Below are 13,694 nucleotides of genomic sequence, written 5' to 3'. Positions count from 1 at the left end.
GTGATCGTTCATTGTGGCGGAGCGTACCCCGCTTTCTTGCATGGGGGAGATTTTCGTCGGCGGAACCTGCTAGTTGGCCTGCCAGACACGTACGATGTGCGGCTTCAGCTCTGCATCGCGCTTGGCGCACCGGCTCAGCAGCGTGGCATCCAGCTGCTGCGCTGCGTATCGCCAGTAGCCGGATGGGGCGACCTGCAAGATCCTGCAAATCTTGGGAGCCATGGATTCAATGGTGACCCACTGCGATAGATATTCGCCCCCAGCCCAATCGATCGTCGCGGCTTATCCTCGTCCTTCCAACGCACATACCCATCCAGCTGGAAATTGCGAACAAAACCGGGGGCAGTGGTTCAGATCCCCTTGGCGCGCGTCAACGCTTCGACAAACGACGCCAAGCAAGCTGTATTTGTCAGAGTCGACCATTTCGCCCCCACTATTTCACACTGAAAGTCTCGGGTGGCACGTCCCAACCCAAGCGCCTCACAGTCTCCAGTATGACCCACACGGACTGTTCCGCCGTGCACCAATGCTTGTGCAGCAACCCTTGGAATGCCGCCGCCATAACCTGTGCATGGTTGTCCTGGAAGCAGGCAATTTGCGTGTGCAGTACGCGCCCATCTAATCGACCAAGTCATCGCACATTTGGAGTATTTCAAGTACCTCTGCTGGCGAAGTGCCCAGGACATAGTACTTGCCGTCTTCCTCCACCAAATCCATCTTTGGCTGTGCACCGGCCAAGCCCGAGGGCGTAGCGTGGATGGGAAAGTCGTCTGGCACACCGGGGTAGTGAGAGCGATCGATGGATATAGCACGAGACTCCTGCAAATACATCCAGCGTAGCGTTCACTCGCATTGGAATCAAGGTCGTTTCTGTCCCAGGCATAGGGCAAGATTGCGTCCATCAACGGCCATGGGCGAATCCGTGCCGCTGGCCTCGAACAGGTGCTCCTATGCGTTACCCCTAAAATATTTTCACGGCCCAACCGGGTCGGTGTCCTCCAACAACCAGTGAAATCACATGGCAACCACCAAAAAAGCGCCCGCCAAGACCGCGGCACCTGTCAAGAAAACCACCGCAACCAAGAAGACCGTGCCGGCAAAAGCGGTTACCGCCAAAGCCGCCGCCGAACCAGTCAAGGCCAAGCCTTTCAAAGACAAGCTGAACAAAACCCAGCTGACCGCGCACCTGGCGGCAGTATCTGGTGTGGAACCCAAAGGCGTACGTGCCGTGCTGGCCGCTTTGGAAGCGACGATGCTGGCATCGCTGCACAAGAAGGGCGCTGGAGAATTCGCCATTCCCGGCCTGGTACGTGTAGCGGCCATCCAGGTGCCGGCCAAGAAGGCCCGCAAGGGTATCAATCCTTTCACTAAGGAAGAACAGGTGTTCAAAGCCAAGCCTGCCACGGTGAAACTGCGCGCGACTTTCTTCAAGAAGCTCAAGGACGCAGCGATTTAAACCTACTGCCCCTACTGCCCTTGCCGCATGGCCAGCGGCATAGGCGGCAGGGAACTCGCCCCACGCAAAGGACGCCTTGAGCGTCCTTTCTCTTATGCTTCAACGTTCCCCTTTTGGAAACCCTATGACAAAGACTCTGCTTAGCATCCACAAGAAAATTGAGAGTCTGCAAAAAGAAGCCGCGCTCATCCGGACGAGGGAAGTCGGAGGTGTGATCGAGCGGATCAAGGTTGCCATAGATTTCTATGGACTCACCGCAGAGGACCTCTTTGGGAACGCTACCGCGAAGGGTAAGCGCAAGAGCAAAGGGCCACGGACGCGTCCGCCCGTACACCTGTGAATCCATCTGTTGCCCATGCCGAAATCATCGCCACTTTCAAGCGGGCGGAGGCAGATGCCGCTCACAAATTCGGATTGATCAAAGCAGCTGCGAAAAAGGGGCCCAAGGCCATCGAAGCTGCCGTCGACGCAGCGACAAAAGCAGCAAAACGCAGGGACTCTTACGCAAAGAAGCTGGATGCCTTGGGTGTGAGTCTCAAGGATTGATGAGTATTCCGCCTATTTCCCTGCACCGGTCCTTGGCGACTTCCCCCAACTGGACCCAACCCGAAGGGCAGGTGCTGGCCCTACAGCATCAGGCGCAGGCGGCCAATGCTGCCGCACGGGTGGAGTCGGGCCTATCGCTGGAGAAGATTCGCTTTCGCTACGCGGTCAGTGGCAGCAACCCGCCGTGAAAGCCGCTACCCCACCAAGCGCCGGAATGACGCCCGATAGTCAATCGACTCCAGATGCAGCCTATCCGCCAGCCGCCACATTCAGGATGTAGAACGTGGGTTCCTCACTGAATACAAGCGTCGCAAAAAAGGGGCCAGTAGCCCCTTTTTTTGCAAGCCCTCGACGAACTGTATTTTCCCGTATATAAATACCTCTATCGCTTATGGAATATGCAGTTTGTGCTATTGTTCTGTGCAATTAAAGTCGTAAACGGCCACCCAGCATCCACGCGGGTTTACGGCGTTACGATTTCACAACAGTTGAATTTAAAGTCATAAACAAGTCCAATATTTCTACCGCCGTCCAACTTTTCAGCCTTAAGTCGGCGGCAGCAGCATCGCTCCCCTTGCTGGATGAGTGCATCCAGAACATCAGTACTACTTACCTCGCGGCGTTGACTTTGAAAACCCGAGTTTCTCCATAGCTTCATGGGTTTCAAGAAGCATTGCGGACACCTCGGCCACCGTCACTCGCAGGCCGGTAGCACGTTCACGCATGTGCTCATAAGCCTGAGCTTCGGTCATGCGCTGGTAATCCACCAGCACGCGGATCGCCTTTTCAATCTGGCGGCGTGACTTGATGGTGGACTCGAGCTTGTCGATCTTTCCCTGCTGGCGTTGCTGAAACCCCTGCGATGCCCTGGCCAGTACCAGAGTGCTGAGAATGCCCGACGATCGAAACGGCTTTGTGATGACGCCATGGGACTTTGTATCCAGCAGCAACTTTAGCGTTGTTGGACTTTCGTAGTCCGAGAGCGCCACGAGGGCGGCATCCACCGCGCTGGCGTTCCAGGCGCTGCTGCCTTCGAGGTCTTGGGAGACCTGGAAGAAGATCACGTCCATACCAGTGGGCGGTTCGGCCGGGAATGGCCAGACCACCTTGAGTCGGCAGCCGATGCGCTGCAATTGCTGTACGACCACGTCGCGGTCTTCCCCGGGCGGGTAGACGACGGTGACGCTGATGCTGCGCAGGTCCTCATAGAGGCGACGAAGGCTGGAGCTCATGACCTCACCTCAACCAGAATTCGGAAAACCCGAAAGTAGACAGGTATGGGTCGGGTTTCACCGGTTCTGATGCCTCCCATGCGATGTCGAACTGTCCGTCGGCACGACAGATGCCGATGCGGGGCGTGAGCGCGCAGTGGTTGTTCTCTGCGTCCACTGTGACACATCCCTCGGGAGAATCGAAGGAAACGGCCCGCACGGCCTCCACCAACTTGCGTCGGTCCATACTGCCCGCACGCTGCAGGGCACGGGCAAACAGGTGCACCTGGGTGTATGCCATCTCTGACCAGGTGCTGGTCGGTCGGTCGCCAAAGCGCTGGCGCCACAGCTCCACAAAGCGCCGATTGCTCTCGTTCTGCACCGACCCAAAATACGTGGCCGAGGTAATATGTCCCTCGCACAGCGCAGGGCCAATCAGCCTAATCTCTTCCTCGGCCATCGACAGGCTGGCAATCGGCATGGTTTTGGGGTCGAGCCCGAAGTCCCGGTACAGTTGATAAAACAGGCGAGCCGATTGCCCCACCAGCGTGGAGAACACCACATCTGGCTGCTGTGCCTTGATGTCGGCCAGCACTTCCTTTAGTTCGGCCGCGCCGGCCTCGATGGGTAGGTAGACCTCTTCGAGTATCTCTCCGCCATGCTGCTCGACCATATCGCGCATGATGCGGTTCGATTCACGCGGGTAGATGTAGTCTGCCCCGACCAGGAAGAATCGCTTACCCCGGTTCTGCATCAGGTAGGCGGCCAGCTGCACGCTATTCTGGTTCGGCACCGCCCCGGTGTAGATTACGTTGGGTGAATACTCAAAGCCCTCGTAAAAGGAGCAGTACCACAGCAGTGCATTGTTGCGCTCGATCACCGGCAGGATGGCCTTCCGGCTCGATGATCGGGAGCAGCCGAACACCACGATGACCTCGTCCTCCAGCAATAGCCGCGTGGCCAGCTTACGGTATTCCGCGATGTCTCCCTTAGGGTCATATGCGATGGGAATGAGTGGCCGGTCGAGCACACCGCCGAGCTGGTTGATCTCTTCTATGGCCAAAGCTGTACCGTAGAAGTGTTCGGACTCGGTGACGCCCGTAGCGCCCGAGCGGGAGAATAGAACGCCTACGCGCCAGCCGTCGTCCTGCGCTAGGGATGTGTCGTCAGACATGGCATTCCTTCACTGATCAAAAATGGCTTGCAACTGCCGGGAACTGACCGTATTTTGCAGCGACAGCATCAAAAGAATGCGCGCTTTGTAGGGACTCAAATTGTCGGCGAAAACCGCACCAGCAGCTTTGAGGGTGCTGCCACCACCGTCAAAGCCGTAGGCCGGCTGCACACGCCCATTAGGAACCCTAGTGGATATGACCACAGGTACTCCCTGCGCAATGCTCTCTCTGATAGCCTTGAACATGGCTGCGTTTACGTTGCCAAAGCCCAGGGCTTGAACCACAATTCCTTGCGCGCCTAACGAGACCGCAGTCCGCATCAGATCACCAGTGGCGCCCGCAAACATGGGAACGATCTCCACCCGGGGTAAAACCCCTACCCATAACGGCACATGGTGGCGGCGTGTGCACTTGCGCGAGAACACCACCCGGTCCTCGTCGATCACGCCGAGCAAGCCGAAGTCGCCGGACTTGAATGTTTCGACATCGGCTGTGTGAGTCTTGCTTGCCTCGCGGGCCGCGTTTATCTGGTTGTTCATAGCGATCAACACGCCCTGGCCACGCGCCTCATGCGCAATGCACACCCGCACCGCATTCAGAAGGTTACGCGGACCATCGAAGTCGGGCACCGACGCGTTGCGCTGCGCACCTACCAGCACCACCGGTTTGTCACTTGCGATGGTCAGATCCAGAAACCAAGCAGTTTCCTCCAGCGTGTCTGTGCCGTGCGATATGACTATCCCCACGATTTCGGGGCGCTCCAGCGCAGCTTCCACTGCGTGCTTGAGCTCCACCCAGCGCTCTGGCCCCATGTAATCGGAGGGTATGTTGAACAGATCCAGCACCTCCAGCCGAGCCCAGCGAGACATCGCAGGCACCGCGGCCAGCAGATCGTCACCCGACAGCGCGGGCACCGCGCCGCCTCGATGGGGGTCGACCTTCATGGCGATGGTGCCACCGGTCGAAATCAGCTGGCATAAGGGTAAGGGTGCCAAGGTAGACATCGGTTCTCCAATTAGCGACATGTCACACGCGCAGATGGTTGAACACAGATTCAAGAGCACCATCGGTCTTGGCCGCACCCTCATCGACCAGCTCGCCCTGCTTGAGGATCACGTAGCGGTCTGCTACCTTTAGAGCAAAAGGCACGTTTTGTTCCACAATCAGCATCGTAGTGCCATGCTGTTCGCGCTCTTGCAGTAGTGCATTGGCCAATTTATCAATCACCGAAGGCTGCAGGCCTTCCGTGATTTCGTCGAGTAGGATGACCGAAGGCCGCATCATCAGCGCACGCGCCAGCAGCAGCATTTTCTGTTCACCGCCCGACAGCGTTCCGGCGTACTGTTGCAGCCGACTTTTAAAGACAGGGAACAGGATCTCAACGGCAGCGAAACGCTCGTGAAACAAGGACTCCTGCGCCAAGCCCAGGCGCAGGTTGTCACGTATGCTGAGGTCTGCAAATAACGGCTGCTCCTGAGAAGCATAGGCCATACCTTGTCGCGCAATGCGGTGTGGCGGCATACGGGTGATATTCACGCCGTGCAGGTGGATTACGCCAGCCGTTTTGGAGAGGTAACCCATCACCGTTTTGAGCAGGGTGCTTTTGCCCATGCCGTTCTTGCCCAGCAGGGCCACCGCTTCGCCCTTTTCTATATTCAGAGTCAGGTCGCGTAACACCACGGATGCGCGGTAGCCGCTGGTAATGCCGTTCAGCACCAAGGCTGATGATGGATTCATGCTGCCTCCTTCGTCGCGTGGGTACTACCCGAATAAATAGTCTTCACCAGTGGCGAATTCACCACCTCTTGGAAACTGCCTTGCATGGCGATAGCCCCCTGGTGCAGCACCACGATGCGGGTGGAGATCATCTCCACAAAGTCGAGGTCATGCTCCACCAGCAGGCAGCACAGTCCGTACTGGTGCGCCAGAGAGGAAAGCACCTCGCCAATCTGCATGCGCTCGGTTTTGGTGAGGCCTGCCGTAGGCTCGTCGAGCAGTACAACGCGCGGCTCCAGGGCTAGCACCATGGCCAGTTCCAGTGCCTGTTGCTCGCCATGCGACAGATCCCGTGCAACGGTGGTCAGTTTGTCTTCCAGCGCCGTAGCACGAACTACGTGCAGTGCGTAGGGAGGTAGACGCAGAACGTTTTCCTGCCGCACCATCGAGGGATGCTCCAACCGCGCACCTGCAATACGCAGGCATTCCGCCACTGTCAGCGATTCAAAGATATTGGCATTTTGGAACTTGCGCCCCAGTCCTAGATGCACGCAGGCCTCCGGTGGTAACTTGCCGATGTCGCGACCGCACAACTCCACCGTGCCGCCGCTTCGTTCCGCGCCATCGCTCATGCAGCGCATTAGCGTGGTTTTCCCGGCACCATTCGGCCCGATGAGTCCGACCAGTTCGCCTGAGCGGGCCTCCAAGTCAATACCCTGCAGGACCTTTAGAAAACCGAAGTTCTTGGTTACGCCCTGCATGCGGATCGCCACAACACCTGCGGTGCCCGCAACTGATAGCGCAGGGCTTTGACGTTCCTCCAATACAGGGCTGCGAGCAGCGACCTGCGCCATGCCGAAAGGCTTGAGCAGCAAAGGGATCAAACCTTGAGGGAACAGCACAATGACTACGACAAATGCCGCCCCCAGAATCAGCTGCCAGGCGAAGGGCATGCTGCTGCTGAGATAGGCGGTGGCCACATTGATCAGCACGCCACCAACCAGTGGCCCCCACAAGGTACCCCGGCCGCCCAGTGCGACCCAGATGATGAGCTCGGTGCCTAGCGCGAAGCCCGCGAGTTCGGGGGCCACTACGCCGCTGAAAGACCCGTAGCCAAAACCCGCTAAAGCGGCCATGACAGCCATCGCCGTCAGAAGCGCTATTTTGATCAGCGAGGTGTTAATGCCCAGGTAGGTACAACGAACTTCGTTGTCGCGTATGGCTGCCAGCATGCGTCCCGCATCGCTGCGTACCAGCACCCAGCCGATTAGGCCAGCAACGAGCAGCATGCCCGCTGCAATCCAGTACCAGGCCTCGATGGAAAGGTCAAAAGTTTGGTACCCAGTCAGTCCCGAGCTGGATCCCGTCCAGTTGCCGCCGGATAGCAGCAACTGCGTGAGCACGATGGGCAATACCAGCGAAATCACCGTGGCAAAAAATGGCGACGCACCGCGATAGAACGACAGCCACCCGACCAGGAGACCCACGGCCGCGCTGGCTAGAACCGTTGCGCCGATAGCCAGCAGCACCGTGTACGTACTGAATCCGGCATGTGTGAATACCAGGCCGGCCGCATATGCGCCAATACCAAAGAAAGCCGACTGGCCGAAAGTCAGGTAGCCGGTGTAGCCCCACAAGATATCCACCGTGATGGCCGCAACGGCAAAAAAGAAGGCCTTGACGAGTATGTTCAGCAAATAGGTGTCGAAAACCCAAGGGCCAACCGCTATCAGCAGCAGCCCGAGTCCCCCTAGCAAGATGATGCCTTTGAAGGATCGGCCGCGCAGTGCGGGTCCACCGGCATGCCGTTCCGGATCGATATTGGTGGCGGTAGTGTTAGCCACGGGAAAACCCCTTAGGACGGATGCGCAACGTGACAGCAGCGAGGACAGCGATGGTCAGCCCGCCGAGAACCGGGTTGGCGTAGGTGCTGACAAGGACTTGAGCCGCACCAAAAACGATGCAGGTCACCAGTAAGCTGACCATTGAATGGCCAGATACCATGACCAACATGAAGGCGCTTACAAGCCACGGCAAACCCATGTTCGGGTCCACACTGGACAGCGGTGTGATCATGGCGCCGGCCAGCGTGCCAAGTCCGGCACCAAGACTGAAGGTAATGAAACGCACCATTCCCGAGTGGATGCCCAGGCTGCTTGCCAGATCTTCGTTCATGATCACAGCACGGGTGCGCACACCAAAGCGCGTGCCATTGAGCAAGCCGGTGAGTGCCAGACACAGCAATGCCGCTATGGGAACGAGCGCCAGTCGGTAGGCCGAATAGTCCACACCTAACACCGACCAAGTGCCCGACAGCGGTGCCTTGACAAACTGCACCTCGCGCCCGAAGGCAATCACTATCACTTGCCCGATCACAATACCTAGACCCCAGGTCGCCAGGATGGCATCGAGCGGCCGCTTGTAGAGTGGGTGCACGATAAGACCCTCCACGAGCATCCCTACGGCAATGCCCACCACTACAGCAAGGGGCCAGGCTAGCCATGGGGTGAGATGGAGTTGTGTAACTACATAGCTAGCGTAGCCACCAAGAGTCAGTAGCGCACCGTGCGCAAAGTTGACTATCTTCATCACCCCGAAGATCATCATAAGTCCTGCTGTCACGATAAACAGCATTGCGGCCGTTGTGAGTAAATCTAGCAATAGCACCATGGCGTACTCCTAGCGACGATGAAAAAGACAGATGGAATCAGCGGCAGCAGGCGCCGCAGCAACGGGTTGTTTCATTGAAAGTCTCCTTGGTTTTAAAAAACAATGGATGGATAGCAACGCATATGTCCATACCGCGTATTGCCTGCGCTTGGCATCAGGTCACTGCAATGGCTCCAGTGGTCTTTGAGCGCTTGGCTCAAGGAATGCAGGTGACGTCCCGCCGGGTACCTCCAGCTTGGCATCGTCTCCACGTTCTCCACCAGAGTGCAGACCTGACGATCGGATAAGTACGGGGTTTTCACCGAAAACATTTCAACTCCAAAAAGCAAAAAGCCCCTGACTGCGCTATGAACGCATGTCAGGGGCTTTTATAGCCGGTATGTAATCAGCAATGTTGCTGAGAAACTGCAGTGGTCAAACCAGAACAGCTCGCTGAATTATGACAGCCGTTCACACCGGCGTCAACCAATGGCGAAGGTGTATTCTTCGCAATTTCTACAATCAAACCAGGACAAGATAGCTGTAGTGTTGCACTTTCAATAGCCCATTACTGCCATCGCTAAGTGAGTTTCGCAGAGCCGAACATGCGTGTCCTCCATTCGCTTTTTCTTACCTTCAATCACTCTATCTGGGGGCACTGTTCTCCTGGATCGACGCTCGAAAAAGTCTCCAGGATACGAACACTTCCGTCTGATCGAATTTGACCTAAACGCATGGGAAGCGGTGTGTGCCGACTCTTTCCCATGCGTAGGGTTCCGCGCGGGCCGGTGATTGATACCTCGCCCAGCGCCTTGATGACTTTTATGGAATCCGTTGTGCCCACTGCTTCAACAGCTGCCTTGTAGTGGAAAAAGGCCTCGTACTGGGGCACGGAAAGTTCGTTGGGAGCCTTCAGCTCCGCACCAAATCGAACCAGCATGCGCATGCGAAACGACCGATTCTCTGCAGTATCGATAGATGGGAAGTAAGAGCCCGCCATCAAGACTCCCTTGGCTGCATCGCCCATTGTCCAGGCGGTACTTTCATCTATGGAGAGATTGCCGAAAGGCATCCTGAGATCAGCGTTCTTGATCTGTTGGGCGAGCGTTACGTTCGGCGCACCGCCGGCAGTGGCGCTAATCAACGCGTCAGGCCGGGCCGCTCGAATCTTCGCAATGATGGGTGCCCAGTAGCTGCTGTCCACCGGCAGGTATTCTTCGCCCACCACCTGCCCCCCATTGCGCCGTATGTACTGTCGGGCGAACTCAAGCATCCCGCGTCCGAATGCATAGTCACTGCCCACCAGAAAGTAAGTCTTTGCATTTCTATGTCGGGCGAGATAGTCAACCACAGGTGCCACCTGCTGTTCCGGCACCCAAGCATTCACATACATCCATGGGTTACATGAATGTCCCTCGTAGAACGAGGTATAGATGTACGGCAACCTCCCGCGCGAAATGATGGGTAGCGCGGCACTTCGGGCTGCACTGGTTTCCATTGCAATAATGGCGTTCACCTTCTTTTGGAATACCAATGTGTTGATTGCTTTCTCTGCACCCTCGGCTCCAGAGGCATCGTCTACGATCACTAGTTCAACTTTGCGCCCCAGGATGCCACCGGCGGCATTGATCTCTTCGACAGCCAGTTGCGAAGACTGCACTACCGCAGGAGCGATAACACTGTTGGCACCAGATAGACCGACGGCCACGCCAATCCTGATGGGATAGTCGGGTTGGGACTGTGCCGCCACCCCCCTCAAATTTACCATTATCGCGATGAGAAGAAGGCTGCGAAGTGTGTTCATGAGGATGAGCTGTGTCGGACTTAGCGCTGCGCAGAGGTTTGCAGCCGTGGTGCATGCTCAGGCGCGATGGGGGAGTGAGGCCATAACTGCTGATGACCTGAAACCACCACCGCCTTACTGGTGGCCATTCCAGTATCGGGCGCATGTGAGAGGTCATCTGAACTCGACCCTAAATGAAAGCTAGACACCAAACCGATCAGTCGCCGAGCCTGGTCTTGCAAACTATCTGCGGCGGCAGCCCCCTGCTCCACCAGGGCTGCGTTCTGCTGTGTAGCGTTGTCGAGTTCTGCAATCGCCTGATTAATACTGCGGATGCCGCTGCTTTGCGTGGTGGATGCGGCAGTTACCTCGCCAATCAGGCCAGACACTTTTTCGACACTGGTCAGTATCTCCGTCATAGTGTCACCCGCGCCCTGGGCCAGCCGCGAGCCCGTCAACACATGTGAAAGGCTCTCTGAGATCAGTTCCTTGATTTCTTTAGCGGCAGATGCACTGTGCTGTGCCAGAGCGCGTACCTCGCCGGCGACTACTGCAAAACCACGGCCGGCATTCCCTGCGCGTGCCGCTTCTACCGCGGCATTGAGCGCAAGGATGTTGGTCTGGAACGCGATCCCATCAATCACACCAATGATGTCGGAAATCCGCTTGGAAGAGCCGTTGATCTCACGCATGGTAGCGACTACCTGAGCCACTGCCTTGCCGCCGCGCTGCGCAACCTGAGCAGCATCGCCCGCTAATCGGTTTGCCTGCTCCGTCGCTTGTGCACTATTTAGGAGGTTGCCCGCCAAGTGATCGAGAGAGCTTGCAGTCGCCTGCAACTGCGAGGCCGCTTGTTCAGTCCGCTGGCTAAGATCGAGGTTACCGGCAGCGACCTCGGAGCTGGCCGTCTCGATACTGACGGCTGCGTCACGGATGTCGGCAACCAAGCTACACAACCTGCGCTGCATGGTATCAATGGCCTCTAGCAGTCGACCGATCTCTCCCTTACCTGCGTCTTCGATCACGTTGTCCAGCGCACCATCCGCGATGCGCTCGGCGATTCTCATCGCTCGCTCCACCGGCCGCTGAATGCTACGTGCGATCCGCCAAGCGACAAATACGCCAACTACCACGGCCGCCAGAGCGAGCAGTGCGCCGACGACTGTGGCGCGCTGGATATTCTTACCTACCTCCGTAGCCAGTGCGACATTCCGCTGGGTATGCAGTGAAATGAGCTGATTGACTTTGCCCCGCCACTGGGCTTCGGCAGGACGGAGTTCCTGGGTCAACGTTGTAGTGGCGTCGATGTTGGCACCAGCTAGCCCTTGCTTGGCTGCCTGCTGCACCAACGCTATGCCCCGTGCACCCAACTCAACGATAGCGACCGCAAGCTGGCGCTCGTCTGCCTGGGCATCGGTCATGGACATCGAAAGCGCTTGCTCGGCGCGGATGTACTCCGTACGGGCCTTCTCTAGAGTGGCACCTTCTGCCTTGAGTTCTTCAACATCGGTCAGCAGCACGATGGAGCGAACCTGCACGGTCATCAGATTAATGTTGTCTAGCAACTCACGGGCTAATGCGGCACGTTGATTGTTCACCTCAACGATCTGTTTTACCTGCTGACCTACCTGATGTGAGGACCATGCATCCATAGTTGCAACCGTCAATATCAACGCCAACAAACATCCAAAGCCAAGGGTTAGTCGAGCCGCAATGGAGTGGGTGTATGTTGGCAGCATGGGAGATCCTTCGGTTGGGCTACGCTGCGTTGCTGCGCCGAGTGTGCGCATCAATGCTTTGCACCGCTTACTGCGTACTATGGTCCTGGGTAGTGGAATACACGGATCCAAGCAAGCAGACATAGCGCTACAGGCTCGTGCCATGGTTGTGTCTTGTTCTTGTGAGTTCCAAGGGAACCCAAAAGGAAATGGATTTGTATTGGACTACTGAGTCCTACGATAGGCACTGGCCAGTCAGCGGCGTTCGCGCGCGAACACCACTGACGGCAACCGCCTTACTTCAGGTCAGGACACTGAGCACCAGGATCGACGCCCTTGAAAGTCTGCAAAATCTTGATCGTGCTGCCGGTCTGAATCTGACCCAGGCGCATAGCGAGCGGCGCGTGGCGGCTCTTATTCATGCTGACCTCGCCGCGGGGACCGGTGTAGGACACCTCACCCAGCGCCTTGATGATCTTGTCCTTATCCACGGATCCCACTTTCTCTACCGCCGCCTTGAAGAGATAGAACGCCTCGTACTGTGGCTCGGAAAGCTCATTCGGAGTCTTCAGGTCGGTGCCAAATTTCTTCGTCATGGCATCCATGAATTTCTTGTTCTCCGGCGTATCAATTGTCGTGAGGTACGAAGCCGACATGTACATGCCGGATGCCACATCGCCCATATTCTTCGCGGTGGCTTCGTCGATGGCCAAGTTGCCATACGGGAGGTTAAGGCCAGAGCCTTGCAACTGCTTAGCCAGCGAGACATTAGGTGCACCGCCAGCCGTGGCGCTGATCAAAGCATCGGGCTTGGCCGCACGGATCTTGCTCAACACCGAGGTCCAGTCGGAGCCATCTATGGGTAAGTATTCCTCGCCTACGACCTTGCCGCCGTTCTTTTCGATGTACTTCTTGGTGAAGTCCAACATGCCGCGCCCAAAGGCGTAGTCATTGCCCACGAGAAAGAAATTACGAGCTTTGAGGTTGGACCAAAAATAGTTAACGACGGGGGCGACCTGTTGTTCCGGCACCCAGGCGTTTACGTACATCCAGGCGTTACACGAGCGCCCCTCATAAAAGGATGTGTAGATGTACGGCACTTTGCCGCGCGATACGATGGGTAACGCGGCATTGCGGGCAGCGCTGGTTTCCATAGCAATGATGGCGTCCACCTTTTTCTGGAAGACGAGGGTGTCAAATGCCTTCTGCGCACCGACTGCGCCCGAAGCATCGTCCACGATCTCAAGCTCTACCTTGCGTCCGAGAATACCGCCAGCAGCGTTGATTTCTTCGATCGCCAATTGCGAGGACTGCACGACGGCAGGAGCCACGACGCTGTTGGCGCCCGACAGGCCTACGGCTACACCGATGCGTATCGGATCTGCCGCTTGGGCTTGCAGCGCAAGCGAAGCTGCCATCGCAATGGCACCGAAGCGCACA

Annotated in this window: 12 protein-coding genes and 2 pseudogenes; 4 read left to right on the top strand and 10 right to left on the bottom strand. The window is 57.1% G+C overall.

Annotated features, from left to right (window positions below):
- Window positions 1–72: 72 nt before the first annotated feature.
- Window positions 73–210: pseudogene (locus tag AC07R0_RS20810) on the bottom strand (IS3 family transposase); the annotation flags it as partial.
- Between the two features lie 808 nt (window positions 211–1,018).
- On the opposite strand from AC07R0_RS20810, the gene AC07R0_RS20805 reads away from it, so the two are divergent.
- From AC07R0_RS20805 to AC07R0_RS20790, 4 genes and pseudogenes are all read left to right on the top strand, one after another.
- Window positions 1,019–1,456 carry an HU family DNA-binding protein gene (locus AC07R0_RS20805; protein WP_495106269.1) on the top strand — a complete coding sequence of 146 codons (438 nt, stop codon included), beginning with the start codon at window positions 1,019–1,021 and terminating at the stop codon, window positions 1,454–1,456.
- 124 nt (window positions 1,457–1,580) lie between these two features.
- Entirely contained in the window at window positions 1,581–1,796 is a 216-nt protein-coding gene (locus tag AC07R0_RS20800) for an H-NS histone family protein (RefSeq protein WP_495106268.1), read from the top strand.
- Window positions 1,793–2,002, top strand: a complete 210-nt coding sequence (locus AC07R0_RS20795; protein ID WP_495106267.1) for a hypothetical protein — start codon at window positions 1,793–1,795, stop codon at window positions 2,000–2,002. Before AC07R0_RS20800 ends, AC07R0_RS20795 begins: the two co-directional genes overlap by 4 nt.
- A gap of 68 nt (window positions 2,003–2,070) precedes the next feature.
- Window positions 2,071–2,187: pseudogene (locus tag AC07R0_RS20790) on the top strand (P-type conjugative transfer protein TrbG); the annotation flags it as partial.
- A 420-nt stretch (window positions 2,188–2,607) separates the two neighbouring features.
- Here the strand turns inward: AC07R0_RS20790 and AC07R0_RS20785 are convergent.
- The 9 genes from AC07R0_RS20785 to AC07R0_RS20745 all read right to left on the bottom strand — a co-directional run bounded on the left by AC07R0_RS20785 (window position 2,608) and on the right by AC07R0_RS20745 (window position 13,672).
- Window positions 2,608–3,234, bottom strand: coding sequence for an ANTAR domain-containing response regulator (locus AC07R0_RS20785; protein ID WP_495097870.1), 627 nt, complete (start codon window positions 3,232–3,234; stop codon window positions 2,608–2,610).
- Window positions 3,235–3,238: 4 nt separating this feature from the next.
- The gene (locus AC07R0_RS20780) at window positions 3,239–4,387 is read right to left on the bottom strand and encodes a transporter substrate-binding domain-containing protein (RefSeq protein WP_495106266.1); all 1,149 of its coding nucleotides are present in this window, start codon (window positions 4,385–4,387) and stop codon (window positions 3,239–3,241) included.
- Between the two features lie 9 nt (window positions 4,388–4,396).
- Entirely contained in the window at window positions 4,397–5,392 is a 996-nt protein-coding gene (locus AC07R0_RS20775) for an asparaginase (protein ID WP_495106265.1), read from the bottom strand.
- Window positions 5,393–5,414: 22 nt separating this feature from the next.
- Window positions 5,415–6,125, bottom strand: a complete 711-nt coding sequence (locus tag AC07R0_RS20770; RefSeq protein ID WP_495097873.1) for a branched-chain amino acid ABC transporter ATP-binding protein — start codon at window positions 6,123–6,125, stop codon at window positions 5,415–5,417.
- Window positions 6,122–7,891 (bottom strand): ABC transporter permease subunit, encoded by a 1,770-nt coding sequence (locus AC07R0_RS20765; RefSeq protein WP_495106378.1) that lies wholly within the window; start codon window positions 7,889–7,891, stop codon window positions 6,122–6,124. The genes AC07R0_RS20770 and AC07R0_RS20765 overlap by 4 nt, the downstream gene beginning before the upstream one ends.
- A gap of 49 nt (window positions 7,892–7,940) precedes the next feature.
- The gene (locus AC07R0_RS20760) at window positions 7,941–8,774 is read right to left on the bottom strand and encodes a branched-chain amino acid ABC transporter permease (protein WP_495106264.1); all 834 of its coding nucleotides are present in this window, start codon (window positions 8,772–8,774) and stop codon (window positions 7,941–7,943) included.
- A gap of 619 nt (window positions 8,775–9,393) precedes the next feature.
- A complete protein-coding gene (locus tag AC07R0_RS20755; RefSeq protein ID WP_495106263.1) occupies window positions 9,394–10,557 on the bottom strand; it encodes a substrate-binding protein in 1,164 nt (387 codons plus the stop codon).
- A gap of 20 nt (window positions 10,558–10,577) precedes the next feature.
- On the bottom strand, window positions 10,578–12,275 hold the full coding sequence (locus tag AC07R0_RS20750) for a methyl-accepting chemotaxis protein (protein ID WP_495106262.1): 1,698 nt from the start codon (window positions 12,273–12,275) through the stop codon (window positions 10,578–10,580).
- 275 nt (window positions 12,276–12,550) lie between these two features.
- A complete protein-coding gene (locus AC07R0_RS20745; RefSeq protein ID WP_495106377.1) occupies window positions 12,551–13,672 on the bottom strand; it encodes a substrate-binding protein in 1,122 nt (373 codons plus the stop codon).
- Between the last annotated feature and the right edge of the window lie 22 nt (window positions 13,673–13,694).

It is taken from the genome of Rhodoferax sp. GW821-FHT07F03, assembly GCF_059418745.1.
The sequence above is the reverse complement of the archived record's forward strand: the minus strand, read 5'-3'. Positions and strand labels throughout refer to the sequence as shown.

Bases quoted from the DNA above. Each gene is read 5' to 3' on its own strand.
- AC07R0_RS20775 (WP_495106265.1), bottom strand. From the start codon at position 5,392: ATGTCTACCTTGGCACCCTTACCCTTATGCCAGCTGATTTCGACCGGT.
- AC07R0_RS20745 (WP_495106377.1), bottom strand. From the start codon at position 13,672: ATGGCAGCTTCGCTTGCGCTGCAAGCCCAAGCGGCAGATCCGATACGC.
- AC07R0_RS20800 (WP_495106268.1), top strand. From the start codon at position 1,581: ATGACAAAGACTCTGCTTAGCATCCACAAGAAAATTGAGAGTCTGCAA.
- AC07R0_RS20780 (WP_495106266.1), bottom strand. From the start codon at position 4,387: ATGTCTGACGACACATCCCTAGCGCAGGACGACGGCTGGCGCGTAGGC.
- AC07R0_RS20755 (WP_495106263.1), bottom strand. From the start codon at position 10,557: ATGAACACACTTCGCAGCCTTCTTCTCATCGCGATAATGGTAAATTTG.
- AC07R0_RS20805 (WP_495106269.1), top strand. From the start codon at position 1,019: ATGGCAACCACCAAAAAAGCGCCCGCCAAGACCGCGGCACCTGTCAAG.
- AC07R0_RS20760 (WP_495106264.1), bottom strand. From the start codon at position 8,774: ATGGTGCTATTGCTAGATTTACTCACAACGGCCGCAATGCTGTTTATC.
- AC07R0_RS20770 (WP_495097873.1), bottom strand. From the start codon at position 6,125: ATGAATCCATCATCAGCCTTGGTGCTGAACGGCATTACCAGCGGCTAC.
- AC07R0_RS20785 (WP_495097870.1), bottom strand. From the start codon at position 3,234: ATGAGCTCCAGCCTTCGTCGCCTCTATGAGGACCTGCGCAGCATCAGC.
- AC07R0_RS20750 (WP_495106262.1), bottom strand. From the start codon at position 12,275: ATGCTGCCAACATACACCCACTCCATTGCGGCTCGACTAACCCTTGGC.